This is a genomic window from Rhodovulum sp. 12E13 (assembly GCF_003340565.1).
Classification (GTDB): domain Bacteria; phylum Pseudomonadota; class Alphaproteobacteria; order Rhodobacterales; family Rhodobacteraceae; genus HLUCCA09.
In genome coordinates, this window is record NZ_QPLK01000006.1 from 190371 (window position 1) to 215662 (window position 25292).

Annotated in this window: 18 protein-coding genes and 2 pseudogenes; 12 read left to right on the forward strand and 8 right to left on the reverse strand. The window is 71.2% G+C overall.

The genetic code is table 11. The features are described 5' to 3' along the window. Window positions 1-70: 70 nt before the first annotated feature. From DLJ49_RS07825 to DLJ49_RS07865, 9 genes and pseudogenes are all read left to right on the forward strand, one after another. Complete coding sequence (locus DLJ49_RS07825; protein ID WP_115392975.1) at window positions 71-3430, forward strand: AsmA-like C-terminal region-containing protein; 3360 nt, start codon at window positions 71-73, stop codon at window positions 3428-3430. 151 nt (window positions 3431-3581) lie between these two features. Continuing rightward, window positions 3582-4649, forward strand: coding sequence for a tRNA preQ1(34) S-adenosylmethionine ribosyltransferase-isomerase QueA (queA, locus tag DLJ49_RS07830; protein WP_115392976.1), 1068 nt, complete (start codon window positions 3582-3584; stop codon window positions 4647-4649). 87 nt (window positions 4650-4736) lie between these two features. Then, window positions 4737-6050 (forward strand): annotated as a pseudogene (locus DLJ49_RS07835) (MFS transporter). Window positions 6051-6200: 150 nt separating this feature from the next. After that, the gene (locus DLJ49_RS07840; protein WP_115392977.1) at window positions 6201-6791 is read left to right on the forward strand and encodes a DUF924 family protein; all 591 of its coding nucleotides are present in this window, start codon (window positions 6201-6203) and stop codon (window positions 6789-6791) included. Between the two features lie 274 nt (window positions 6792-7065). After that, window positions 7066-8463 (forward strand): dihydrolipoyl dehydrogenase, encoded by a 1398-nt coding sequence (lpdA, locus tag DLJ49_RS07845; RefSeq protein ID WP_115392978.1) that lies wholly within the window; start codon window positions 7066-7068, stop codon window positions 8461-8463. Beyond that, window positions 8447-9652 carry an MFS transporter gene (locus DLJ49_RS07850; RefSeq protein ID WP_233488839.1) on the forward strand — a complete coding sequence of 402 codons (1206 nt, stop codon included), beginning with the start codon at window positions 8447-8449 and terminating at the stop codon, window positions 9650-9652. The genes lpdA and DLJ49_RS07850 overlap by 17 nt, the downstream gene beginning before the upstream one ends. A gap of 214 nt (window positions 9653-9866) precedes the next feature. Next, window positions 9867-10373 carry a choice-of-anchor C family protein gene (locus DLJ49_RS07855; RefSeq protein ID WP_115392979.1) on the forward strand — a complete coding sequence of 169 codons (507 nt, stop codon included), beginning with the start codon at window positions 9867-9869 and terminating at the stop codon, window positions 10371-10373. Between the two features lie 162 nt (window positions 10374-10535). Further along, a complete protein-coding gene (uvrA, locus tag DLJ49_RS07860) occupies window positions 10536-13406 on the forward strand; it encodes an excinuclease ABC subunit UvrA (RefSeq protein WP_115392980.1) in 2871 nt (956 codons plus the stop codon). A 172-nt stretch (window positions 13407-13578) separates the two neighbouring features. Continuing rightward, window positions 13579-14493: a patatin-like phospholipase family protein gene (locus tag DLJ49_RS07865; RefSeq protein WP_115392981.1), complete on the forward strand. Its 915-nt coding sequence runs from the start codon at window positions 13579-13581 to the stop codon at window positions 14491-14493. 313 nt (window positions 14494-14806) lie between these two features. Here the strand turns inward: DLJ49_RS07865 and mmsB are convergent, their stop codons facing one another. The 7 genes from mmsB to DLJ49_RS07900 form a co-directional block, all read right to left on the reverse strand. Continuing rightward, complete coding sequence (mmsB, locus tag DLJ49_RS07870) at window positions 14807-15685, reverse strand: 3-hydroxyisobutyrate dehydrogenase (protein WP_115392982.1); 879 nt, start codon at window positions 15683-15685, stop codon at window positions 14807-14809. Beyond that, window positions 15682-16731, reverse strand: coding sequence for an enoyl-CoA hydratase/isomerase family protein (locus DLJ49_RS07875; RefSeq protein ID WP_115392983.1), 1050 nt, complete (start codon window positions 16729-16731; stop codon window positions 15682-15684). The genes mmsB and DLJ49_RS07875 overlap by 4 nt, the downstream gene beginning before the upstream one ends. After that, the gene (locus tag DLJ49_RS07880; RefSeq protein ID WP_115392984.1) at window positions 16728-17867 is read right to left on the reverse strand and encodes an acyl-CoA dehydrogenase family protein; all 1140 of its coding nucleotides are present in this window, start codon (window positions 17865-17867) and stop codon (window positions 16728-16730) included. Before DLJ49_RS07880 ends, DLJ49_RS07875 begins: the two co-directional genes overlap by 4 nt. 51 nt (window positions 17868-17918) lie before the next feature. Beyond that, the gene (locus DLJ49_RS07885; RefSeq protein ID WP_115392985.1) at window positions 17919-19004 is read right to left on the reverse strand and encodes a CgeB family protein; all 1086 of its coding nucleotides are present in this window, start codon (window positions 19002-19004) and stop codon (window positions 17919-17921) included. A 72-nt stretch (window positions 19005-19076) separates the two neighbouring features. Continuing rightward, on the reverse strand, window positions 19077-19673 hold the full coding sequence (locus DLJ49_RS07890) for a L,D-transpeptidase (protein WP_115392986.1): 597 nt from the start codon (window positions 19671-19673) through the stop codon (window positions 19077-19079). Window positions 19674-19829: 156 nt separating this feature from the next. Beyond that, window positions 19830-20963 (reverse strand): carboxylate-amine ligase, encoded by a 1134-nt coding sequence (locus DLJ49_RS07895; RefSeq protein ID WP_115392987.1) that lies wholly within the window; start codon window positions 20961-20963, stop codon window positions 19830-19832. A 348-nt stretch (window positions 20964-21311) separates the two neighbouring features. Further along, entirely contained in the window at window positions 21312-22808 is a 1497-nt protein-coding gene (locus DLJ49_RS07900) for a CoA-acylating methylmalonate-semialdehyde dehydrogenase (RefSeq protein WP_115392988.1), read from the reverse strand. A 167-nt stretch (window positions 22809-22975) separates the two neighbouring features. On the opposite strand from DLJ49_RS07900, the gene DLJ49_RS07905 reads away from it, so the two are divergent. The 3 genes and pseudogenes from DLJ49_RS07905 to DLJ49_RS07915 form a co-directional block, all read left to right on the forward strand. After that, the gene (locus tag DLJ49_RS07905) at window positions 22976-23410 is read left to right on the forward strand and encodes a CBS domain-containing protein (protein WP_115392989.1); all 435 of its coding nucleotides are present in this window, start codon (window positions 22976-22978) and stop codon (window positions 23408-23410) included. 95 nt (window positions 23411-23505) lie between these two features. Then, window positions 23506-24003 carry a pantetheine-phosphate adenylyltransferase gene (gene coaD, locus DLJ49_RS07910; RefSeq protein WP_115392990.1) on the forward strand — a complete coding sequence of 166 codons (498 nt, stop codon included), beginning with the start codon at window positions 23506-23508 and terminating at the stop codon, window positions 24001-24003. Window positions 24004-24232: 229 nt separating this feature from the next. Beyond that, window positions 24233-24667 (forward strand): annotated as a pseudogene (locus DLJ49_RS07915) (transposase); the annotation flags it as partial. Window positions 24668-24701: 34 nt separating this feature from the next. Here the strand turns inward: DLJ49_RS07915 and DLJ49_RS07920 are convergent. Beyond that, window positions 24702-25292 (reverse strand): IS256 family transposase (locus tag DLJ49_RS07920; protein WP_199533328.1); only part of this gene is annotated, 591 nt, incomplete at its 5' end.

Below are 25292 nucleotides of genomic sequence, written 5' to 3' on the forward strand. Positions count from 1 at the left end.
GGGCAGGGCCGCGTCAGGGCGCCGTGCGGGGCGGCCGGGCGGGCTGGCGCGCTGGCTGCTCTGCTCGCCGTTGGCCCATGCGCTCCAGGCCGTGGTGCTCGTCGCGCTCGCGCTGCTGATGTTTCTGGTGCTCGCGCAGGGCCGGGAGATGCCCCTGCCGCAGGCCCTCTCCGACCGGATCGAGGCGCGCGCCGAGGCGGCGCTCGCCTCGGGCGGTCAGGGAGCCGCGCTCGATCTGGGCCGAATCGCCGTTGCGGTCGAAAAGGGCGGGCAACTTCGCCTGCGCGCCGAGGACGTGCGGCTCGGCGCGGCCGAGGGGGCGGGCGGGGGTGCGGCCGGGGGCGCGGGCGGGGCAGCGGGCGGGGGCGGGGTGACCGTGCCCGCGCTCGAGGCCGTGCTCGGCCCGGGCAGCCTGCTGACGCCCGGCCGCGCCCCGCGCACGCTGGTTCTGCGGGGCGCGGCGCTCGACGTGACGCGCCGTGCCGACGGGCAGCTCGATTTCGGCTTCGGCACGCTGCGGCTTCTGCGGCGCACGCCCGCCGAGGCGATCGCTCGCATCCGCGGCCTGCTGGCGCGCGAGGCGATGGCGCCCTTGCAGAGCCTGCGGCTCGAGGGGCTGAGCCTGACCTTCCGCGACGCGCGCGCGGGCCGCGTCTGGCAGTTCGACGACGCGACGCTGTCGGTTGCGCGCACGGGCGGCGAGATCGCCGTGGCGCTCGACGCCGATCTGCCCGGCCGCGTGTCGCTGCGCCTGACGGTGCCCGAGACCGGGCCGCCCACCGCGCGCCTCTCGGCGCTGGTCGACGGCGTGCCGGCAGCCGATCTCGCCGCGCAGGCGCCCGCCCTCGGCTGGCTCGCGCCGCTCGAGGCAGCCGTTTCGGGGGCGCTGATCGGGCGGCTGGGCACGGCGGGCGCGCTCGGCCCCGTCGACGGCACCCTTGAGATCGGGCGGGGACGGCTCGCGCCAGAGGGCGGGCGGCCGTTGCCCTTCGACCGGGCGCAGGCCTATTTCACCTACCGGCCGGAGGGCGGGCGGCTCACCTTCACCTCGCTCGCGGTCGAGGCGCCGGGCCTGTCGCTCTCGGCCTCGGGCCATGCCGATCTCGCCGGGCCTCCGGGCGAATGGCCCGACGCGCTGACCGCCCAACTCGCGATCGAGGCAGGCGAGATCCGCGCCGAGGCCGCGCTGCCGGGGCGGCTGCGCCTCGCCGACGGCGCGCTCGACGCCAGGATCACCCTCGCCCCCTTCGCGGCCGAGATCGGGCAGGCGGGCGTGACCGTCGTGACGGAGAGCGGCACCGCCGCGGGGCAGGCGACGCCCGTCTCGCTGCCTGCCGATCCCGGTGCGCCCGGCCTGCGGCTCACCGCGCGGGGGCGGGTGGCGGCCGCGGCCGGCGGCTGGGCAGCCTCGCTCGATCTCGGCGCGGAGGAGGCAGGGCCGGCGCAGGTGCTGGCCCTCTGGCCGTTGGCCGCCGCGCCCGGCACGCGCGACTGGGTGGCCCGAAACGTGCTCTCGGGCCGGATCGAGCGGCCGCGGGCGGGCCTGCGCCTGTCGCCGGGCGAGCGGCCGCGCCTCGCGGCGACCTTCGGCTTCCGCGAGGGGCGGGTGCGGCCGCTGCGGGGCTTTCCGCCGGTCGAGGGCGGCCGGGGGCGCGCGGCGCTGGGCGAGAACCGCTTCACCGTCTCGCTCGAGGCCGGGCGGATCGCGCCCGAGGGGGAGGGGCCGATCGACCTCGCAGGGACCGCGTTCGTCATCGCCGACACGCGCCTCCAGCCCGCCGACGGCGACCTGCGGCTCGCGGCATCCGGCCCGGTGCACGCGGCCCTCGCCCTGCTCGATCTGCCCCCGCTGTCGCTGCTGTCGCGCGCCGGCCTCTCGGCCGATCTCGCCGAGGGCCGGGCCGACGTGGCGGGGCGCCTGCGCTTCGCCGTGGGGCGGGGGGCGCGGCCGGGCGCGGTGGGCTACGACGTGACCGGCATGCTTGCGGCCCTGCGATCGGAGACGCTGGTGCCGGGGCGGGCGCTGACCGCTGACCGGCTCGCGCTCGCCGTCGACCCCACCGGGCTGACCCTGGAGGGGCGCGCCGCGCTCGACGGCGTGCCGCTCGCGGGCGCGTTCCGCCTGCCCATCGGCCCCGATGCCGGGCTGGCCGAGGTGACGGCCCGCGCCCCCCTCTCCGCCGAAAGCGCCGGCACCTTCGGGGTGGCGCTCCCGCCCGGCGCCCTTTCAGGCGAGACGGAGGCGGAGGTGCGGCTGACCTTCGGGCGCGGCGCGGCGCCCGCGCTCTCCGTCGCCTCGACGCTGGAGGGGCTGGCGCTGCGCCTGCCCGGCCTCGGCTGGTCGAAGCCGGCGGCCGCGTCGGGGCGGCTGGAGGTGGCCGGGCGGCTCGGCTTCCGGGGTGCGCCGCCCGCCTTCGACACCGTCGCTCTCGAGGCACCGGGGCTGACGGCGCGCGGACGGCTCGCGCTCGCCCCCGGCGGCGGGCTCGACCGGCTGACGCTCGAGACGGCGCGGCTGGGCGGCTGGTTCGACGGGGCGCTGGCGCTGGTCGGCCGCGGCGCGGGGCGGCCGCCGGCGGTGGAGCTTGCCGGCGGCACGCTCGACCTTGCCGCAGCCGTGCTCGGCGGCGGCGCAGGAGACGACGGCCCAGGAGACGGCGGCGCGGCAGGCGGCGGGCCGCCCCCGCTTTCGGGCCGGCTCGACCGGCTGGCGCTGGCCGGGGGCGTGGCGCTGACCGGCGTGACGGCGGATCTCGCGCCCTCTGGCGGGGCCCTCTCCGGCCCGTTCCGCGGGCGCCTCGACGGTGGGCCGCCGGTGACGGGAGAGCTCGGCCCCGGCCTGGGCGGCCGCCCCAGCCTGCGCGTGCAGACGGGCGATGCCGGCCGCGCGCTCGCCGCCGCCGGCGCCTTCGAGGAGGCGCAGGGCGGCACGCTCACGCTCACCCTCGCACCCGAGGCGCAGCGGGGCGCGTGGCGCGGCACGCTCGAGGTCGGCGAGATTCGCGTCACCGCCGCGCCGGGCCTCGCCGCGCTGTTCAACACGCTGTCGGTCGTGGGCCTGCTCGAGCGGCTGAACGGGCCGGGCCTGCTCTTCTCGGCCATCGAGGCGTCGTTCCGCTTGACGCCGGGGGCCGTGCAGCTCACCTCCGCCTCCGCTGTCGGGCCGGCGCTCGGCATCTCGGCGGACGGGATCTACGACATGGCCAATGATCGGATCGACATCCAGGGCGTGCTCTCGCCCATCTATTTCGTCAACTCGATCGGGCAGATGGTGTCGCGCGAGGGGGAGGGGCTGTTCGGCTTCAACTACCGGGTGCGGGGGCCGGCCGGTGCGCCCGCCGTCACGGTCAACCCGCTGTCGATCCTGACACCGGGGGCCTTCCGCCAGATCTTCCGCGCCGCGCCCCCCGAGCTGCCGGAGAGCCGGTGATGGGGTGCATCGTGGAGGCGCCCGGCCGCGCGACGCATCGCGCGCAGCATCCGGCAGCGCCGCGCCCGATCCGGCCGGGGCCGGGGATTGGGACGGGGATGGGGACGGTCGGCGGCCGCCCCTTCGACCGCAGGGCCATGCGGGTGTCGGCATGAAACTCTCCGATTTCGATTTCGACCTGCCGGAAGAGCTGATCGCGACGCGCCCGGCACGGCCGCGCAGCTCGGCGCGGCTATTGCTGGCCGAGGGCGAGGCGACGCGCGACCTGCATGTGTTCGACCTGCCGGACATCCTGCGCCCCGGCGACCTGATGGTGCTCAACGACACCCGGGTGATCCCCGCGCGGCTGACCGGCACCCGCCGCCGCGCCACGTCGCAGGGCGACACGCAGGCGCAGATCGAGGTGACGCTGCTCGAGGCCCGCGCCGACGGGACGTGGGCCGCACTCGCCAAGCCGATGAAGAAGGTGCGCGACGGCGAGACCATCGTGTTCTCGCCCGAGCTCTCGGCCGACGTGGCGGGGCGCGGCGACGGCCAGCTTCACCTCGCCTTCTCGCTCTCGGGCGAGGATTTCGACCGCGCGCTCAACGAAGCGGGCGCCATGCCGCTGCCTCCCTACATCGCTGCCCGCCGCGCTGCCGACGCGCAGGACCGCGAGGATTACCAGACCGTCTTCGCCCGCCGCGCCGGGGCGGTGGCCGCGCCCACCGCCTCGCTCCATTTCGACGCGGCTCTGCTGGACAAGATCGCGCGGAGGGGCGTGCGCTTCGCCCATGTCACCCTGCATGTCGGCGCCGGAACCTTCCTGCCGGTGAAGGTCGACGACGTGACGACCCACAGGATGCACGCCGAATGGGGCGAGGTGACGCAAGAGGCCGCCGACGCGATCAATGCCGCGAAGGCCGAGGGCGGGCGCATCGTCGCCGTCGGCACCACCGCGCTGCGCCTGATCGAGAGCGCCGCGACCGAAGGCGGCATCGCGCCCTGGCGCGGCGAGACCGACATCTTCATCTACCCGGGCTTCCGCTTCCGCGTGGCCGACGGGCTGATGACCAACTTCCACCTGCCGAAGTCGACGCTGATGATGCTGGTCTCGGCGCTGATGGGGCGCGAGCGGATCATGGCGCTCTATGCCCACGCCATCGCGGAGCGCTACCGCTTCTTCTCCTACGGCGACGCATCCCTGCTCTTCCCGCAGCGCATGGACAAACCGCTTTAACGCGACGCGGCTATGCCGCATTCACGCGGGCCGCCCCCGAGTCGAACGGGCTAGGCGGGGCGGGAACGGCGGCAAGGGACAGGGCCGATGGTGCAGGTGATCGCGAGTTCCTGGGCGCTTCTGCTCGGGATGGGCCTGCTGATGGTGGGCAACGGGCTGCAGGGCACGCTGATGGGCGTGCGCGGCGCCATCGAGGGCTTCTCGACCTTCGAGCTGTCTCTCGTCACCTCGGCCTATTTCCTGGGCTTTCTCGGGGGCAGCCGGGTGACGCCGCAGATCATCCGCCGGGTCGGGCATGTTCGCGTCTTCGCCTTCCTCGGCTCGCTGATCTCGGCGGTGCTCATCCTCTACCCCGTGGCGACGATCCCCTGGGCGTGGATCGTGCTGCGGGTAGTGATCGGCTTCTGCCTGTCGGGCGTCTATATCACCGCCGAGTCGTGGCTGAACAACACGACCACGAACGAGACCCGGGGACAGACCCTCTCGGCCTAGATGATCGTGCAGATGATGGGCGTCGTCGCCGCGCAGGGCATCCTGACGCTGGGCGACCCTGCGGGCTACATCCTGTTCATCATCCCCTCCGTCCTCGTTTCGCTCTCCTTCGCGCCGATCCTGCTGTCGATCCAGCCCACGCCGGCCTTCGAGGCGACGCGCTCGCTGGGTCTGCGCGAGCTGTTCCGCGTCTCGCCGCTGGGGATGGTGGGGATGCTGCTCATGGGGGGCGTGTTTGCCGGGCAGTTCGGCATGGCCGCGGTCTATGCCACCGAGGCGGGGCTGAGCGTGCCGCAGATCTCGGTCTTCATCGCTGCCATCTTCTTCGGCGCGATGGTGCTGCAATACCCGATCGGCTGGCTGTCGGACCGGATCGACCGCCGGCTGCTGATCCTGGGCGTGGCGGGCCTCGGCGCGGCGTTCTCGGCGGTGGGGATCGTCCTGGGCGAGGTGTTCTGGGTGCTGGTCGGCGTGGCCTTTCTCAATGGCGGGCTCGGGCAGCCGCTCTATGCGCTGCTCATCGCCTACACCAACGACTACCTCCCCCCCGAAGACATGGCCGGGGCCTCGGCAGGGCTGATCTTCGTCAACGGGCTCGGGGCGATCGCGGGGCCGCTCGTGATCGGCTGGATGCTCTCGGCCTTCGGGCCGGCGGGATTCTGGATGTTCATGACCGTGATCATGGCGGCGGTGGCGCTCTACGCCGCGTGGCGGATGACCCGCCGGCCCTCGGTCTACGCCGCCGAGGAGGATTACGAGGCCGTGTCCTACGCGCCGATCACGCCCACGGCCTCGCCCGTCGCGGTGGAGGCGGCGCAGGAACTCTACGTCGAGGCGGCCGAGGAACTCGCCGCCGAGGCGCACGAGGCGCACGACCCGGAGGGCGGCGGCGGGCGCGGCGCTGCCTGAGCGCGGCCGGGGCGGGCCCCGTGTCTCACCCGTGAGCCGCGCCCGGCGCCTTTCCGCTTGCGAGAGCCGGCCGCGACGGCGACGCGGCCTTGCAGCGGGGCGCGCCTCTTGGCACGCTTCCGCAGGAGCGTTCACGGGGAGGGCAGGTGCATGGGTGTCGCGACGCCGGCGGAGGTGGTCTCGTTCTGGGTCGAGGAGGTCGGGCCGGCCGGCTGGTACCGGGTCGACGAGACGGTCGACATGGCGATCCGCGACCGCTTCGCCGAGACCTGGACGGCGGCGCGCGCGGGCGGCCTGTCGGCCTGGCTCTGCGGGCCTCAGGCATCGCTCGCCTACCTGATCGTGACCGACCAGTTCCCGCGCAACATGTTCCGCGGCGACGACGGCCGCGCCTATGCCACCGACCGGCTCGCGCGACGCGCGGCCCTGCGCGCCCTGGGCCAGCGATGGGACATGCGGGTGGCCGAGCCGCAGCGTCAGTTCTTCTACCTGCCGCTGATGCATTCCGAGGTGCTCGCCGACCAGGAACACGCGCTGCGCCTGATCCTGACGCGGATGCCGCGGACGGGGGCCGACAACCTGCTCCACGCCCGGGCGCACCGCGAGGTGATCCGCCGCCACGGCCGGTTCCCCCACCGCAACGCCGCCCTGGGCCGCCGGACCACCGCGGCCGAGCAGGTCTTCCTCGAGGGGGGCGGTTACGCCGCCGTCGTGCGCGATCTGCAGGCCGAAGCCGCCTGACCGGAGACGGGCGGGGGGCCAGCCCCCCGTCGGCCATCCGGCCGACTCCCCCCGGGATATTTGGAGCAAGAAGAAGCAGAGGGTCTGAATCGCGGACAGCGCCCGCCTGCGGGACGGGGACGAGAGCGACGCGGGCAGGCGCGCGACAGCCGGGCGCGCGGCCCGCAGACCGAGGGGGCGCGGCGGCGGGGCGCGGGCGGGCCGGGTTGGGCCGGGCCGCGCGATGCGGTAAGCCGGGGACGAGACGCGCGAACAGGAGCCCGGAGGGCACAACATGGCTGAGCAGAACTTCGACATGATCGTGATCGGCGCGGGGCCGGGGGGCTACGTCGCCGCGATCCGCGGCGCGCAGCTGGGCCTCAAGGTGGCCTGCGTCGAGCGTGAGCACATGGGCGGCATCTGCCTCAACTGGGGCTGCATCCCGACCAAGGCGATGCTGCGCTCGGCCGAGGTGTTCCACCTGATGGAGCGCGCGAAGGATTACGGGCTCAAGGCCGAGGGGATCGGCTACGATCTCGATGCCGTGGTCAAGCGCTCGCGCGGGATCGCCAGGCAGCTCAATTCGGGCGTCGGACACCTGTTGAAGAAGAACAAGATCACGGCCGTCATGGGCGAGGCGAGCGTGCCGGCGAAAGGCAAGGTTTCGGTCAAGACCGACAAGGGCACCGAGGAGCTGACCGCCAAGCACGTCGTGCTCGCCACCGGCGCGCGGGCGCGCGAGTTGCCGGGGCTCGAGGCCGACGGTGATCTGGTCTGGACCTACAGGCACGCCCTCGTGCCGCCGCGGATGCCGAAGAAGCTCCTCGTCATCGGCTCGGGCGCCATCGGCATCGAGTTCGCCAGCTTCTACAACGCGCTCGGCGCCGACGTGACCGTCGTCGAGGTGATGGACCGCATCCTGCCGGTCGAGGACGAAGAGATCAGCGCCTTCGCGCAGAAGAGCTTCGAGAAGCAGGGCATGACCATCCGCAGGAAGGCGATCGTGAAGGGCCTCGACCGCGGGAAGGGCACCGTGACCGCCCATATAGAGGCCGAGGGCAAGGTGGAGACGGCCGAGTTCGACACCGTGATCTCGGCCGTGGGCATCGTCGGCAACACCGAGGGGCTGGGGCTCGAGAAGCTGGGCGTGAAGGTCGAGAAGACCCATGTCGTGACCGACCCCTGGTGCCGCACCGGCGTCGAGGGCGTCTGGGCGATCGGCGACCTCGCGGGGGCGCCGTGGCTCGCGCACAAGGCGAGCCACGAGGGCGTCATGGTGGCCGAGCTGATCGCGGGGAAGAACGACGTGCACCCCGTCCACCCCGACCGCATCCCCGGATGCACCTATTGCCAGCCGCAGATCGCGAGCGTCGGGCTGACCGAGCGCCAGGCCAGGGAGAAGGGGCACGAGGTGCGCGTGGGCCGCTTCCCCTTCATCGGCAACGGCAAGGCGCTGGCGTTGGGCGAGCCGGAGGGGATGGTCAAGACGGTGTTCGACGCGCAAACCGGCGAGCTGCTCGGCGCGCACATGGTCGGCGCCGAGGTGACCGAGCTGATCCAGGGCTACGCCGTGGGCCAGACGCTGGAGACGACCGAGGAGGAGCTGATGCACACGGTCTTCCCGCATCCCACCCTCTCGGAGATGATGCACGAGAGCGTGCTCGACGCCTACGACCGTGTCATCCACATCTGACCCGGCCGCCCCGCCGCACGAGGCGGGGCGCACGCGGGTCTGGCCGGTGCTGGCGCTCTGGGGGGGCGGCCTCGGTGCTGCCGGGCAATACGGCAAGGTCGCGCTGGTCTACGACATGCTGCCCGCGCTCTATCCGGGGGCTGGCGCGGTGCTCGGATGGGCGGTCTCGCTCGTGGGCGTGGTCGGCATCGTTCTGGGCGTCGCGGCGGGGGTCGTCGTCTCGTCGGTCGGGCTGCGGCGGGCGATGCTGGCGGGGCTGGCGGGGGGCGCCGCGCTGTCGGCCCTGCAGGCTCTGGCGCCGCCGCTCTGGGCGTTTCTCGCCTTGCGTGTTGTCGAGGGGGCGTTTCACCTCGCGCTGGTCGTGGCGGCGCCCACGCTGATCTCGCAGCTCTCGGCGCCGCGGCACCGCCCTGTCACGCTGACGCTGTGGGGCACGTTCTTCGGGGTGGCCTTCGCCGGCATCGCGGCCTTCGGGGTGCCGCTGGCCGAGCGGCACGGCGTGCCTGCGCTGTTCCTGGCCCATGCAGTCTGGATGGCGGCCTTCGCGGCGGTGCTCGCGGCGCTGTTGCCGGCGGACGAGACGACCGAGGGGGGCCGCCTGCCGCGGCCGGGCGATCTGATGGCGCGGAGCGCGCGCATCTACCGCTCGGCCCGGATAGGTGCGCCGGCGGCGGGCTGGCTGTTCTATACCTTCGCCTTCGTGGCGCTGCTGACGCTGATCGGCCCCGCCATCCCAGAGGCGGCGCGCACGGCGACGCTGACGGCGATGCCGCTCGTCTCGATCGCGGCGTCGCTGACGCTCGGCGTGGCGCTCCTGCGGTGGATGTCGGCGGTCGCGGTCATGCAGATCGGGTTCGCCTCGGCGGCGGCGCTGACGCTCGCCTTCCTCGCCGCGCCGGGCCACCCGGCGCTCTGTCTCGCGGTGGCGGCGGCGCTGGGGCTGGTGCAGGGGGCGGGCTTCGCCGCGGTGCCCGAGCTCAACGCTGCGCCGGCCGACCGGGCGCTGGCCAATGGCGGGCTGGCGCAGACGGGCAACCTGGGCAACACGCTGGGCGTGCCCGTGCTCGCCGCCTGCATCGCCGCCTTCGGCTTTCCCGGCCTTGTCTGGCCGCTGGCGCTGGCGCTGGCGCTCGGGGCGTTGGGGCAGGCGGTGCTGCGGAGGGGGCGCCGCGACGGCTGCGGCACCTGACCGCGGATCGCACGGGGGGCCATCCGTTGACCTCCCGCCGCCATGGCAGGCACCCCTGTTACACCATCACCCGGAGTTCGAAGGAGGTGAAAGGGTCATGCCCGTCCGTCACGTCTCTGCCGCGCTGCTTGTCGGCGCCCTCGCCGCGGCACCCGCCGGTGCCTCGAGCGTCACCATCTAGAGTCCGAGTTTCGAAGACGGAACCGGGTACACTCTGTCGAGCCTTCCAGGTTGGACAGTGGACAGCGGCACGGTGGACCTTGTGCCGTCCGCTGTTTGGGAGGCCTCGGACGGTAGCCAGAGCCTCGATCTCAACGGAGACCAGAAGGGCGCGATCTCGCAGGCGCTGAGCGGCTTCTCGGTCGGGCAGCGCTATGCGCTTCTGTTCGATCTCGCGGGCAATCCCGATGGCGGCTCGGGCGAGATCAAGAGCTTGCAGGTCTCCGTTGGCGGGCGGAGCGATACGTTCGATTTCGACACGACCGGCACGAGCTCCTCGTCCATGGGGTGGGTGACTGAGAGCTTCTTCTTCACCGCCGGGGCCGAGAGCATGACGCTCGCGTTCGAGAGCCTGACGGACTCGCCCGAAGACACCCGCGGCCCGGCGCTGGACAACCTGCGGATCTCCGAGGCGCCCGCCGTGATCCCGCTGCCTGCGCCCGGGCTGCTGCTGATCGGGGCGCTCGGCGGCCTCGCGGCGCTGCGCCGGCGCCGGGCCTGACAACCTTGCGGGCAGGCTTCTTGGCGTAGCTTGGGGTCGGGCGCCGTTCACTGCGCGGAAATCTTCTCCGCGCCCCGCATGTTTACCTTTCGTTCTCATTTTCTCGTTGGCCGGCACCCCCATATCCCCTACCTTGTGCGGGCGAGCAGAGGGGTGGGACTCATGCCGGAGCAGAAGCACATCGAGGTGCGCGGCGCGCGCGAGCACAACCTCAAGGGGATCGACGTCGACATCCCGCGCGACACGCTGACGGTCATCACCGGGCTGTCGGGCTCGGGCAAGTCGTCGCTCGCCTTCGACACGATCTATGCCGAGGGGCAGCGCCGCTATGTCGAGAGCCTGTCGGCCTATGCCCGGCAGTTCCTCGACATGATGGAAAAGCCGGATGTCGATCAAATCACCGGCCTCTCCCCCGCCATCTCGATCGAGCAGAAGACGACCAGCAAGAACCCGCGCTCGACCGTCGGCACGGTGACCGAGATCTACGACTACCTGCGCCTTCTGTTTGCGCGCGTCGGCACGCCCTATTCGCCCGCCACCGGCCTGCCGATCGAGGCGCAGCAGGTGCAGGACATGGTCGATGCGGTGATGCGGATGGCGGAGGGCACGCGCGGCTACCTGCTCGCGCCCATCGTGCGCGACCGCAAGGGCGAATACCGCAAGGAGTTCCTGGAGCTGCGCAAGCAGGGGTTCCAGCGCGTGAAGGTCGACGGCGCGTTCCACGAGCTCGACGATCCGCCCAAGCTCGACAAGAAATACCGCCACGACATCGACGTGGTCGTCGACCGGATCGTGGTGCGCGAGGGGATGGAAACGCGGCTGGCGGATTCGTTCCGCACCGCGCTGGACCTCGCGCAGGGCATCGCCATCCTCGAGACCGCCCCCCGCCAGGGCGAGGGCGAGGGCGAGCCGGAGCGCATCACGTTTTCCGAGAATTTCGCGTGCCCCGTCAGCGGCTTCACCATCCCCGAGATCGAGCCGCGGCTGTTCTCGTTCAACGCGCCCTTCGGCGCCTGCCCCGAGTGCGATGGGCTGGGGCAGGAGCTGTTCTTCGACGAGCAGTTGGTCGTGCCCGACGCGACGCTGAAGATCAGTGACGGGGCACTCGCGCCGTGGCGCAAGGGCAAGTCGCCCTACTTCCTGCAGACGATCGAGGCCATCGCCAGGCACTACGAGTTCGACACGAAGGCGCGGTGGAAGGATCTGCCGGCCCACGTCAAGCAGGTCTTCCTCTACGGCTCGGGCGAGGAGGAGATCACGTTCCGCTACGACGAGGGCGGGCGGGTCTACCAGGTGTCGCGGCCCTTCGAGGGGGTGATCCCCAACATGGAGCGGCGCTACCGCGAGACGGATTCGGCATGGATCCGCGAGGAATTCGAGCGCTACCAGAACAACCGCCCCTGTGGCACCTGCAACGGCTACCGCCTGCGGGAAGAGGCGCTGGCGGTGAAGATCGCGGGTGTTCATGTCGGGCAGGTCGTGCAGAAGTCGATCCGCGAGGCGTTCGACTGGTGCGAGACGGTGCCCGATCACCTCACGAAGCAGAAGAACGAGATCGCCCGCGCCATCCTGAAGGAGATCCGCGAGCGCCTCGGATTCCTGAACAACGTGGGATTGGAGTATCTTACGCTCTCTCGCGCAGCCGGAACATTAAGTGGTGGCGAGAGCCAGCGCATCCGCCTCGCCTCCCAGATCGGCTCGGGCCTGACGGGCGTGCTCTACGTGCTCGACGAGCCCTCCATCGGCCTGCACCAGCGCGACAACGACCGCCTGCTCGGCACGCTCAAGAACCTGCGCGACCAGGGCAACACCGTGATCGTGGTCGAACACGACGAGGAGGCGATCCGCGAGGCCGACTGGGTGCTCGACATCGGCCCCGGGGCGGGCGTGCATGGCGGCCGGATCATCGCCGAAGGGCCGCCGCAGAAGATCGCGGAGACGCCCGAGTCGGTGACGGGCGACTACCTCGCCGGCCGGCGCGAGATCGCCGTGCCCGCCGAGCGGCGGGAGGGCAACGGAAAGCAGCTTACCGTCGTCAAGGCGACCGGCAACAACCTGCGCGAGGTGACGGTGGACGTGCCGCTGGGCAAGTTCGTCTGCGTCACCGGCGTCTCGGGCGGCGGCAAGTCGACGCTGACCATCGAGACGCTGTTCAAGACCGCCTCGATGCGCCTGAACGGCGCCCGCCACACCCCCGCGCCCTGCGAGACGATCAAGGGGCTGGAGCACCTCGACAAGGTGATCGACATCGACCAGCGCCCGATCGGCCGTACGCCGCGCTCCAACCCGGCCACCTATACCGGCGCCTTCACGCCGATCCGCGACTGGTTCGCCGGCCTGCCCGAGGCCAAGGCGCGCGGCTACAAGCCGGGGCGCTTCAGCTTCAACGTCAAGGGCGGGCGCTGCGAGGCCTGCCAGGGCGACGGCGTGATCAAGATCGAGATGCACTTCCTGCCGGACGTCTACGTGACCTGCGAGACCTGCCACGGCGCCCGCTACAACCGCGAGACGCTTGAAATCACGTGGAAGGGCAAGAGCATCGCTGACGTTCTCGAGATGACGGTCGAGGATGCGCAGGAGTTCTTCAAGGCGGTGCCGTCGATCCGCGAGAAGATGGACGCGCTGATGGAGGTGGGGCTGGGCTATATCAAGGTGGGCCAGCAGGCCACCACCCTCTCGGGCGGCGAGGCGCAGCGGGTGAAGCTGTCGAAGGAGCTCGCCAAGCGCTCCACCGGTCGCACGCTTTACATCCTCGACGAGCCGACGACCGGCCTGCATTTCGAAGATGTCCGCAAGCTGCTGGAAGTGCTGCATTCCCTCGTCGATGCCGGCAACACGGTGGTCGTGATCGAGCACAACCTCGACGTCATCAAGACTGCCGACCATCTGATCGACATCGGCCCCGAGGGCGGCGATGGCGGCGGGCAGGTCGTGGCGACCGGCACCCCCGAAGAGGTGGCCGGCATCGAGGCAAGCCATACCGGGCGATACCTCAAGCCCATGCTGTCGGAGCGGAAGCTGGCCGCGGAGTAGAGCGGAGGCCAAGAGCCTTCGAAGGCTCTTGGATCACGGCGTTTGCAAACGCCGTGGCACGCGCGGGTGCCCGCGCGTGGTCAAGGCCGTTCGAACGGCCTTGCATCCCGCCTCCTCTGGACCTTGCGCGCCGCCTCGCCTAGCCCTTGGCGCGACGGTGCGGGGAGGTGCCATGATGGACAGGTGGCGCGAGGGGTTCGGGGTCGCCCTGGGCGGTGGCGGCGCGCGAGGCTGGTGTCATGTCGGCGTGCTTCGGGCGCTGCAGGAGAAGGGGCACGCGCCCGGCGGTGCCGCCGGCTGCTCGATGGGCGCGCTCGTCGGTGCGGCCTGGGCGGCCGGCAAGCTGGCGGAGCTGGAGGAATGGGCGCGCGGTCTGACGCGGGCGCAGGTGCTGTCCTATGTCGACCTTGGTCTCGGGCAGGGCGGGCTGGTCGCCGGCCGCGCCGTCTGGCGCATCCTCGACGATCTCGACGTGCCCGAGCGGATCGAGGAGCTCGACCGACCGCTCATCCTCCTCGCCACCGACATGGAGACGGGCCGCGAGATATGGATCTCGGACGGTGACCTGCGCGCCGCCGTCCGCGCCTCGATCTCGATCCCCGGGGTTTTCCGCCCTCACCGGATCGACGGGCGTTGGCTGCTCGACGGCGGTCTCGTCAATCCCGTGCCCATCTCGGCGGTGCGCGCGCTCGGCTTTCGCCGCATCCTCGGCGTCAACCCGAATGCCCGCGGCGCCCAGCCCTGCTGGACACGGCCGAAGGGCGGCGGACTCTGGCCCGACCTCGCCGCGCCGTCTCTGGTCTCGCACCTGCCCGAGGCGCTTCAGGGAATCTTCCGCCCGGTGAAAGAGGACGAGCGGGAAGAAGACGTCGCGCCCGACTACCTGCAGGTCGTCTCCGTCGCCATCGACATTCTGACCGGCTACCTGTGCGACACAAGGCTGGCGGCAGACCCGCCGGACGCCCTGCTGGAGGCGGTGCTCGGCCATATCGGCGTGCTGGAGCTCGACCGGGCCGCGGAGGCGATCGACGCGGGTCGGGCGCTGGTCGAGGCCGATGGCGACATGCTGGCGCGCCTGACGGCGTGATGTCGAGTGCCTCCCCCGCGCGCGAGAGCGTTGGCAAAAATATGGATTTCAGGAGGTTAGGGCAGACTCCTCATGCGCCGAGCGAGGGTCGGCGCTCGGTCGTGCAGTCCCGCGGCGGCATCGGGAATCGTCGGGATCGCCCGACCGCCCGGGTCGGCGCGCCTTCCGAGGCCGTTGACACCAAGGCTGCCGCCCACGCGCGTCTTCCCGTAGCGTTCGGCGACATGCAGGCCCGCTCTCGCCCTTGAACCGGCGCCGGTCCGGGAAGGGGGCCGTGCGAGACGGCACCCGGCGCCGGTCCGCCTTGCCTTTCTCAGTTGTCGCCGCGCCCGCGCCCCTCGAAGCGGGGCAGCATGGCCGAGAAATCCGTTCCCGTTCCGCCCTCTTCCTCGACGAATGTCGCGTAGAGCCGCATGGCGGCGAGGCCGAGCGGCGTGTCGGCGTCGTGGCTTTCGGCGGCCTGCTGCGACAGGCGCAGGTCCTTCAGCATCAGGTCGGCAGCGAAGCCGGGGCGATAGCCGTTGTCGGCGGGCGAGGCCGGGCCGATGCCAGGCGCGGGGCAATAGGTGGTCATCGACCAGGACTGGCCCGACGAGGTCGAGACCACGTCGAACATCGCCTGCCGCGACAGGCCCAGCTTGTCGGCCAGCGCGAAGGCCTCGCAGGTGACGATCATCGTCGCCCCGAGGATCATGTTGTTGCAGATCTTCGCCGCCTGCCCGTTGCCCGCGGGGCCGCAATGCACCGCCTTCGCGCCCATGACCTCGAAGAGGGGCAGGGCGCGGGCATGGGCCTCTTCGGGGCCGCCCACCATGAAGGTGAGGGTGCCCGCCTGCGCACCGCCCACGCCGCCCGAGACGGGCGCGTCGAGCGCCATGAGCCCGGCCTGCGCGGCCTGATCGGCCACGGCGCGGGCGCTGTCCACGTCGACCGTCGAGCAGTCGAGCAGGATCGCGCCCGTCTCCATTGCGGGGATCAGCTCGGCCGCCACCTTCCGCAGGATCGCGCCGTCGGGCAGCATGGTGATCACCACCTCGGCGCCGCGGGCCGCTTCCACCCCGCTCGCGGCCCGTGTCACGCCCTCGGGGCAGGGCGCGGCCAGGTCGTGGCCCGTCACGTCGTGCCCGGCCGTGGCCAGATTGGCGGCCATCGGCGCGCCCATGTTGCCGAGGCCGATGAAACCCACCCTCATGTCCGTCCTCCCAGATCCAGCGCCGCTTCCCCCAGCGGCATGAGCATGGCCGCGACCTCGGCCACCGGAACGGCGTCGAGGGCGTGCGTCCAGTTCGGCGCGCGGTCCCTGTCGACGAGGGCCGCACGGATGCCTTCGAGGAAGTCGCCCTGCGCGATGGCGCGGTAGGTGTAGCGGTGCTCCAGATCGAGCGCCCGCTCGATCGTCGCGGCCGGCCCGCGCAGCCGGTGCACCATCTCCACCGCCGCCGCCATCGCCAGCGGCGCGTTCCCCTCGATCCGGCCGAGCGCGTCCTCGGCGAAGGCGCCTCCTTCCGCGCGGAGCGAGCACAGGATGTCGCCGAGCCGCTCGCCGGAGAAATGCCGGTCGATCTCCGGGGCGAGGCCGGCGAGCGTGCTTTCGGGGGCGGCTTTGGCGGCCCGGTCGATCGCCGCCCAGTCGCCCGTCTCGACGAGCTCGGCCTTCAGCGCCTCCCAGCGCTCCTCCGGCACGTAGTAGTCGGCGAAGCCGGCGTGGAGCGCGTCGCCCGGCCCCATCCGCCGGGCGGTCGTGGCGAGATATTCGCCCAGGCGCCCCGGCGCCTGCGCCAGCAGCAGCGAGCCGCCCACGTCGGGCACGAGGCCGATCGACGTCTCGGGCATGGCGATCTGGCTGGTGTCGCTCACCACACGGTGCGAGCCGTGGCAACCAAGGCCCACGCCGCCGCCCATGGTGAAGCCCTGCAGGAACGACGCGACGGGCTTGGGAAAGCGGAAGAGCGCGGCGTTCATCCGGTATTCGTCGCGCCAGAAGGCACGGGCCGGTTCGTAGTCGCCCGCCACCCCGGCGCGGTAGATCTCCATCAGGTCGCCGCCGGCACAGAACGCCTTGTCGCCCGCGGAGTCGATCACCAGCATCGCGATGTCGTCGTCCGCCGCCCAGGCGGGAAGCACCTCCGACACCGCGCGCACGATGTCGTGGGTGATCGCGTTCAGCGCCTTGGGCCGGTTGACCGTGATCCGGCCGACGCGGCCTTCCCTGCGGATGTCCACCTCTACCGTGCTCATGGCGCCAGCATCGAGCGGGCCACGATCAGCCGCATGATCTCGTTCGTCCCCTCAAGGATCTGGTGCACCCGCAGATCGCGCACGATCTTCTCGATCCCGTAATCGGCGAGGTAGCCGTAGCCGCCGTGCAGCTGCAGGCACTGGTCGGCCACGCGGCTGCCCGCCTCGGTCACCATCTTCTTGGCCATGGCGCAGGCGCGGGTGGCGTCGGGGGCGCCGTTGTCGAGCTTCCATGCCGCCTGGCGCAGGAAGGTGCGCGCGGCTTCCAGCTCGATCTCCATGTCGGCGAGGCGGAACTGCAGCGCCTGGAATTCCGTCAGCGCCTGCCCGAAGGCGCGGCGCTCGCGCATGTAGGCCACGGTCGCCTCGAGCGCCTGCTGCGCCGCGCCCAGCGAGCAGGCCGCGATGTTGAGCCGCCCGCCGTCGAGCCCCGCCATGGCGTAGGCAAAGCCGCGCCCCTCCTCGCCCAGCAGGTTGGTCGCGGGGACGGGGCAGGCATCCATCTGCACCTGCCTTGTAGGCTGCGAGCGCCAGCCCATCTTCTCCTCCAGCGCGCCGAAAGACAGGCCCTCGGCGCCCTCCTCGACCACGAAGGCCGAGATGCCCTTCGGCCCCTCGCCCCCGGAGCGCGCCATGACGATGTAGGCGTCGGAATAGCCGCCGCCCGAGATGAACGCCTTGGTCCCGGTCAGGCGCCAGCCCTCGTTCGTCCGCTCGGCGCGTGTCGTCAGCGCGGCGGCGTCCGAGCCCGATCCGGGCTCGGTCAGGCAGTAGGAGAAGACCGTGTCCATGCCGATGGCCGGGCCGAGGAACCGCGCCTTGAGGTCGTCCGACCCGTAGCGGTCGAGCATCGCCGCGCACATGTTGTGGATCGACAGGAACGCCGCGACCGAGGCGCAGGAGCGCGACAGCGCCTCGAAGACGAGCGTCGCCTCGAGCCGCGACAGCCCCGTCCCGCCCGCCTCGTCGGAGACGTAGAGACCTCCGAAGCCCAGTTCTGCCAGCTTCGGCCACAACGCGCGGGGGATGGTGCCGTCGGCCTCCCATGTCCGCGCGTGCGGGGCGATCTCGGCCTCTCCGAAGGCGCGCGCCATGTCCTCGATTGCGCGCGCTTCCTCGCTCAGCGCGAAGTCCATGCTCGTCCTCCCTTGGGCGCCTTCGGCGCCGACTGCGAATTGACCGCCCGTTCAATTTCGTCGAGTCGGCGCCGTGCCGCAACCCGCTGTCTGCCCGGTCCTCGTCAGCGGCGCGGCGGCGGACAACTCGGCGATACGGGCGCGCAGGCGGGCGAGGTCGGCGTCGAGCTCGGGCGCACTGATCGAGAGGCGTTCGGCCAGTGCGGCGAGGCGCCAGCGCCAGTCGAGCCGCTTCAGCGCCTCCAGATGGTTGCGCGCGGCCTGCTCGGGTGTCCACGCCGCCACTGCCCCGACCAGCCGTCCGATGCCGCCCGCGCGGTCGATGCCGTCGGTTTTCAGCAGCGCGCCGGGCCAGTCCACGAGGTGCGACTCGCCCGCCGGCGGAACGCCGATCACGGAGGCGCCGCAGGCCAGTGCGTCGGTCCAGCGGCCGGTCAGGTAGGCTCGCGTGGGATGCGTCACACCGCTGGGAGCGGCGATGTTGCAGAAGGCCGCGACGAACCGGGCGCGGCCATACCAGTGCATCAACGCGTGATGAGCGGTATCGACGCGGCCAGCCCCGCGGGGCGGAGTATCGGGCGGTCGACCGTGAAAGCTGAGGCCGGCCTCTGCACAGGCCCGGGCAAGGATCTCGTCGTCGTCCCATTCCGGGGGCTGACGGCCGACGCGCAGCAGGTCGAACTCTCGCGCTGGGGCGGCCGATCCGTGGTCGAGCGCGTCCGTGCCCCAGGGCAGATGCATCGCACGGTCGCCCGCAAGGCGCCGATAGTCTGGCCCGTCGGCCTCGCGGGTGTAGGCAACAACGTCGAAGGCCTTCAGGACGCCGGGACGCCGCAATTCCTCGAGGTAGAAACTATCGATGATCCAGAGCGCGCGGGCATGGCGGCGCTCGCGGAAGGCCGGGGTGGCGAGAAGACCCGTCACCTCTCCGGGTTTGCGGGCGATGCACAGGTCCACCCGGTCGCCGCCGCGCGGATGCGGCCAGACGCCGGCCAACGCCTTGCGCAGCTTGGGAACCCGTTGCTTGCGCCCCGCCGAGGGAACGGCCGCGCCGCCAAAGAGCCGTGCCGACAGGGTGACCAGATCATTGATCGGTCCCCAGCCCCGCCAGAAAGACCCGGTGAAATAGACGTCCATTCCCGACCCGTGCCGCCGCTCCGGAGTCCGGCCTAGCGACGGGGCCTGCGACGCGCAAGTGCGTCGCAGGCCTCAGATCAACCGGACCTGCGTGCCGATCTCGACCAGCGCGAACAGCTCTTCCACCTGCTCGTTGTAGAGACCGATGCAGCCCGAGGACGAGCGGCGCCCGATCTTGCGCGTGTCGTGCGTGCCGTGGATGAGGTAGGCCGGCCACGAGAGATACATGGCATGGGTGCCGAGCGGGTTGCCGGGCCCCGCAGGCATGAACTCGGGCAGGGTCGGGTCGCGCTCGCGCATCGAGGCGGTGGGCGTCCACGAAGGCCCGACCTTCTTGCGCACGACCTCGGTGTAGCCGCGGCGGGTGAGCTCCTCGGTCAGGGGCACCGATGTCGGGTAGAGCTTGTAGATCGTCTCGTCGCCCGACCAGTAGTGCAGCGCACGGCTCTGCGTGTCGCAGACGATGGCCCCCTTGCCGAGCTGGTCGAAATGCTCGCGCCAGTCCTGCCGGACGAAGCTCGAGACGTTGCGGCGCGGCGCGGGCCCCGACTGCACAAGCGGGTCGGCGGCCTGTTGCGCGCGCAGGATGGCCGGCGCGGCCATGAGGGGCAGGGTGGCGCCGGCGGCCGCCATGAGGCGGCGGCGCGTGAGGCGTGTCGTGTCGGTCATTCTGCTCGCTCGCTTCCGGTTCGCTTCTGTCGGCAATCCCTCCCACCAGTTGTCACGGGAGCGCGTCTCGGTCCAGCCGGTTGGCGCGCTGCTCTCGACGATGTGAGGCTCCCGCCACGCCGGGGCCCGTCCTGCGGGGCCATCCTCCGGGGCCCGTCAGAGGCCCTCGCGGAACTCGTCGATGAGCCGGCCGACCACGGCGCGCATCGCCTCGGCCTCGGTCGCGCCCGCCGCGAGCGCCTCGTCGCGCACCGCGCGCTGCCGGTCGGCCCCGGTGCCGCCCGCCACGATCTCCTGCACGCGGGTCACCTCCGACAGGCAGCCGAGCGCTTCGGCATCCTCGGCGAGCAGGCCGATCAGCTCTTCGGCCAGCGCGTCGAACGGCTTGATGCGCCCTGCGCCGAAGTCGATCATGCCGGCTGAGGTGCCGTAGCGCTGCGCGCGCCACCGGTTCTCGCCCACCAGAAAGCCGTCATAGGCCCGCCAGCGCTGGTTGAGGCGCGACAGCCGCCACAGCATCCGGCAGATGCACTGGATGAGGGCGGCCAGCGTCAGCGTGTCCTCCATGCGCGGCGGCACGTCGCAGATGCGTGTCTCGATCGTGGGAAAGCGCGAGGAGGGGCGCAGATCCCACCAGATCTTCGACTGGTCCTCGATGATGCCGAGATCGACGAGCACGCCGGTGGTGCGTTCGTAGGCGGCCCACGAGTTGAGCTGCGGCGGCAGGCCGGTGCGGGGCAGGTTGTCGAAGACCGTCAGCCGGTAGGAGGACAGCCCCGTGTCCTCGCCCTGCCAGAAGGGCGACGAGGTGGAGAGCGCCAGAAGGTGCGGCAGGAAATAGGCGAGCTGGTTCATCAGGTCGATGCGCAGCTCCTCGCCCTCGACGCCCACATGGACATGCATCCCGCAGATCAGCATCCGCCGCGCGACGCCCGCCAGGTCGGAGCGGAGCTGGTTGTAGCGCGCCTTGTCGGTGTGGTGCTGCGTCTTCCAGTCGGCGAAGGGGTGGCACGAGGCGGCGATGGGGGCGAGGCCGTGGGCGTCGCAGCATTCGGCGACCGTTGTGCGCAGCTTGCGCAGATCCTCCCGCGCGCTGGCGATGTCGGGGCTGACCTTGGTGCCGATCTCGATCTGGCATTGCAGGAACTCGGGGGAGACCTGCCCCTCGATCGCGGCCGCGCATTCGTCCATCAGCGCCTGGGGGGCTGCGACGAGCTCGCCCGTCTCGCGGTCGACGAGCAGGTACTCTTCCTCGATCCCCAGCGTGAACGCCGGCGCCGCCTCCGCCATCCGCCCGTCCCCTGTGCCCTAGTGTGAGGGGAAGAGTGGCAAGCGGCGGGGCGGCGCGCAAGCGGCGATGGTGGAGGTGTCCCGCCGGGCTGACCGAGGCGGCCTGCGCACGGGGAGCGAGAAGGGCAGCGCCCGACCCTGGGCAGGGCGCATGGGCGCGCGTCGTTTGCCCGGGGCGAGGCGCCACCATCGCTCATGCCAGATGACCGGTGCGCACCGTCACCCATGCGCCCTCCCGGGGGGAGGGTCGGGCGCTGCCCGGCCTGCGGCCGGGCGTCACCTGATCGAGCGGAGAACGAGACCGATGCGGGCGGGCCGAGCGTCACCGGATGCGTGGGGCGCCTCCCCTCACTCCATCGCCTTGAAGTGGAACTCGCCGCCTTCCTTCAAGCCGCTCGGCCAGCGTGCGGTGACCGTCTTGGTGCGGGTGTAGAAGCGGAAGGAATCGGGGCCGTGCTGGTTGAGGTCGCCGAAGCCCGATTTCTTCCAGCCGCCGAAGGTGTGGTAGGCGAGCGGCACCGGGATCGGCACGTTGATGCCGACCATCCCGATGTTGATGCGGTGGGCGAAGTCGCGGGCGGTGTCGCCGTCGCGGGTGAAGATCGCGGTGCCGTTGCCGTAGTCGTGGTCCATCGCCAGCCCCAGCGCCTCTTCGTAGCTGCCCGCCCGCACCTGGGACAGGACGGGGCCGAAGATCTCCTGCCGGTAGATTTCCATCTCGGGCGTCACCCGATCGAACAGGTGCGGCCCCACGAAGAAGCCGCTCTCGTAACCCTGAAGCTGGAAGTCGCGGCCGTCGACCACCAGTTCCGCCCCCTGCTCGACGCCCGCGTTCACCAGCCCCAGCACCCGCTCCTTGGCGGCCCCCGTCACGAGCGGCCCGTAATCCACGTCGTCGCCGGCGGTGTAGGGGGCGATCTTGAGCTTATCGATCCGTGGCACGAGCTTTTCCACCAGCCGGTCGGCCGTCTCCTCGCCCACCGGCACGGCGACCGACACCGCCATGCAGCGTTCGCCCGCCGCGCCGTAGCCCGCGCCCACCAGCGCGTCGGCGGCCTGGTCCATGTCGGCGTCGGGCATGACGATCATGTGGTTCTTGGCGCCGCCGAAGCACTGCACGCGCTTGCCGGCCGCGCAGCCGCGCGAATAGATGTATTCCGCGATGGGCGTGGAGCCGACGAAGCCGATGGCCTGCACCGTCTCGTTGTCGAGCAGCGCGTCGACCGCCTCCTTGTCGCCGTTGACGACCTGCAGGATGCCGTCGGGCAGCCCGGCCTCCTGCATCAGCTCGGCCAGCATCATCGGCACGGACGGGTCACGCTCGGACGGCTTGAGGATGAAGGCGTTGCCGCAGGCGATGGCGGGGGCGAACTTCCACATCGGGATCATGGCGGGGAAGTTGAACGGCGTGATCCCGGCCACCACGCCCAGCGGCTGGCGCATGGAATACATGTCGATGCCCGGCCCGGCGCCGTCGGTGAACTCGCCCTTCAGAAGATGCGGCGCGCCGATGCAGAACTCGACCACCTCGAGCCCGCGCTGCACGTCGCCCCTGGCATCCGGCAGGGTCTTGCCGTGCTCGCGCGAGAGCGCCTCGGCCAGCTTGTCCATGTCGCGGTTCAGGAGGCGGACGAATTCCATCAGTACGCGGGCGCGGCGCTGCGGGTTGGTCGCGCCCCAGGCGGGCTGCGCCTCGGCGGCCCTGGCCACCGCCGCGTCGACCTCGGACGCCGAGGCCAGCGCCACCTGCGCCTGCACCTCGCCCGTCGCGGGGTTGTAGACATCGGCGGTGCGACCCGATCCGGTCACGCGCGCCCCGTTCACCCAGTGCCCGATCTGCTCCATCGCTCCCTCCCTTGGCCGGTTCGCGCGCACCCTAGCCGAGCCGTCCGGCGGCTGGAAGCGAGGTTTCGCCGCCCGCACCCCGCTACGGCATGCGACGGTATTTTCGTTGACAGACCGGGCTGCCGGCCCCGACCCTGCGTCACAGGGAGACGCAGGGAGGAGCAAGAATGACCGTCGCCAACATCCTGAAATCCAAGGGCAGCAGCCATGTCGAGACGATCGGCCCCGGGGCCACCGCGCTCGAGGCGGCCCGGCGCCTGGCCGAAAAGCGCTTCGGCTCGCTGGTCGTGGCCGACGGCGACGGCACGCCCATCGGCATCCTGTCGGAGCGCGACATCGTCCGCGAGGTGGGTCGCCGCGGCGCCGCCGTCCTCGCCGAGCCGGTGGAAAAGCTGATGACGAAAAAGATCGTCAGCTGCACGCGTGCCGAAAAGGCCGTGTCGGTGCTCGCCACGATGACCGAGCAGCGCTTCCGCCACATGCCCGTGGTCGAGAACGGCCGGCTCGTGGGGCTCATCACCATCGGCGACGTGGTGAAGTACCGGCTCGAGGAACTGGCGATGGAAAAGGACGCCCTCGAAGGCATGATCATGGGGTTCTAGGGCAACGCACCGACAGGCGCCCCGCGCCCCCGGGTTGCGCTTCGGGCCCTGCTGGGGCACCTGCGCGCCCGAACGCGGCTCAGGGAGCGTGACCCATGCGCATCGGCCTCTATCCCGGCACCTTCGACCCCGTCACCCACGGGCATCTCGACATCATCGGCCGGGCCACCGCGCTGGTAGACCGGCTGGTGATCGGCGTGGCGATCAATCGTGACAAGGGCCCGCTCTTCACGCTGGAAGAGCGGGTAGAGATGATCGAGAGCGAGGTCGCCGCCATAGCCGACCGCACGGGCTGCGAGATCGTGGCCCACCCGTTCGAGAACCTGCTGATCGACTGCGCCAACGACGTGGGCGCCAAGCTGATCGTGCGCGGCCTGCGGGCGGTGGCCGATTTCGAGTACGAGTTCCAGATGGTCGGCATGAATCGCCAGCTCGACAACACGATCGAGACGGTCTTCCTCATGGCCGAGGCCGAGCACCAGGCGATCGCCTCCAAGCTGGTCAAGGAGATCGCACGGCTTGGGGGCGACGTGTCGAAGTTCGTCACCCCCGCTGTCCGCGAGGCGCTCCTCGCGCGCGTCGGACGCGCCTGAACGGCACGGACCCGGCCTGCCCGCGCACGAGCGGTCTCGGGCGATCAATGTGGATTCGGCGTCCTCACCGCGGCGGGCGGGGCGCAAATCCCTTCGCCGTTATCCCCCAAAAGAAGCAGGAGCCTGCAACCTTCTGACATCAAGGAGGAACCAGCTTTGCCAGAATCGTGCCATATTTCCTCCGCTTCGCCACGCGAGGAGACCCCTTCGGTTGATCAGAGGGTCGGACATGACGGTGGTGATCAGGTCGGTTCGCGACATCTACACGCTGCTTCCCACGGAGGAGGACGCTCGATGCTTTCTCGAAGCTCTACTCTGGCCGGAGGGACGGCTCTGCCCGCATTGCGGCTCGACGGAGTCTACGGCTCTCCGCGGCTCCTCCGTGAGGCCGGGACTCTACCAGTGTCGTCAGCGCGCGTGCCGTCGGCAGTTCACGGTCACGACGCGAACGCCAATGCACGCGACCAAGCTTGAACTACGGACCTGGATCCTTGCGTTCTTTCTCGTGCTGAACGCATCGAAGGGGATTTCGTCGGTTGTCCTTGCGCGGCACTTGGGCATTACCCAGAAAGCGGCTTGGCGCATCGGCCACGCCATACGGGAGTTGATGGCCTCGGAAGGCGCATCGAGCGAGAGACTCAGCGGCATCGTCGAGGTGGATGAAGGAGCTATGCGCGATTTTGGGTGATGCGGCCTGATCAGGCGGCGCGGGTTTCGGTGTCGCGGTCTGCGACCCCGTCGGTGAATGTGACGCCTTCGATGACCTGTGGCAACTGGTTCGCGCCCTTCAGTCGGCGCCACGTTTTCGCTGCGGCTTGAACGAGCTTGAAGACCATGAGCTTGGCCGTCTTCTGGGACAGCGCGCCCTTGGTTCGGACTGTCCGGTGCCGAACGGTGGCGAAGACGCTCTCGATGGGGTTGCCGGTGCGCAGGTGGTCCCAGTGCTCGGCAGGGAAGGCGTAGAAGGACAGCAACGCCTCGCGATCCTTCGTCAGGCAGGTCACCGCCTTGGCGTACTTCGTCCCGTATTTCTCGGCGAAGGTGTCCATGGCGGCCTCGGCGACGGCGCGGGTCTCGGCCTGCCAGATGTCGCGCAGATCGGCCTTCACCGCCGGATGCATGGATTTCGGGAACTTGTTCAGGACGTTGAAAGTCTTGTGAACCCAGCAGCGCTGGTGACGCGTGCCCGGAAAGACTTCGTCGAGGGCCTTCCAGAACCCCATCGCCCCATCGCCCACGGCGATCTCGGGTGGCACCTTGAGGCCGCGTTTCTTGATGTCGACCAGCAA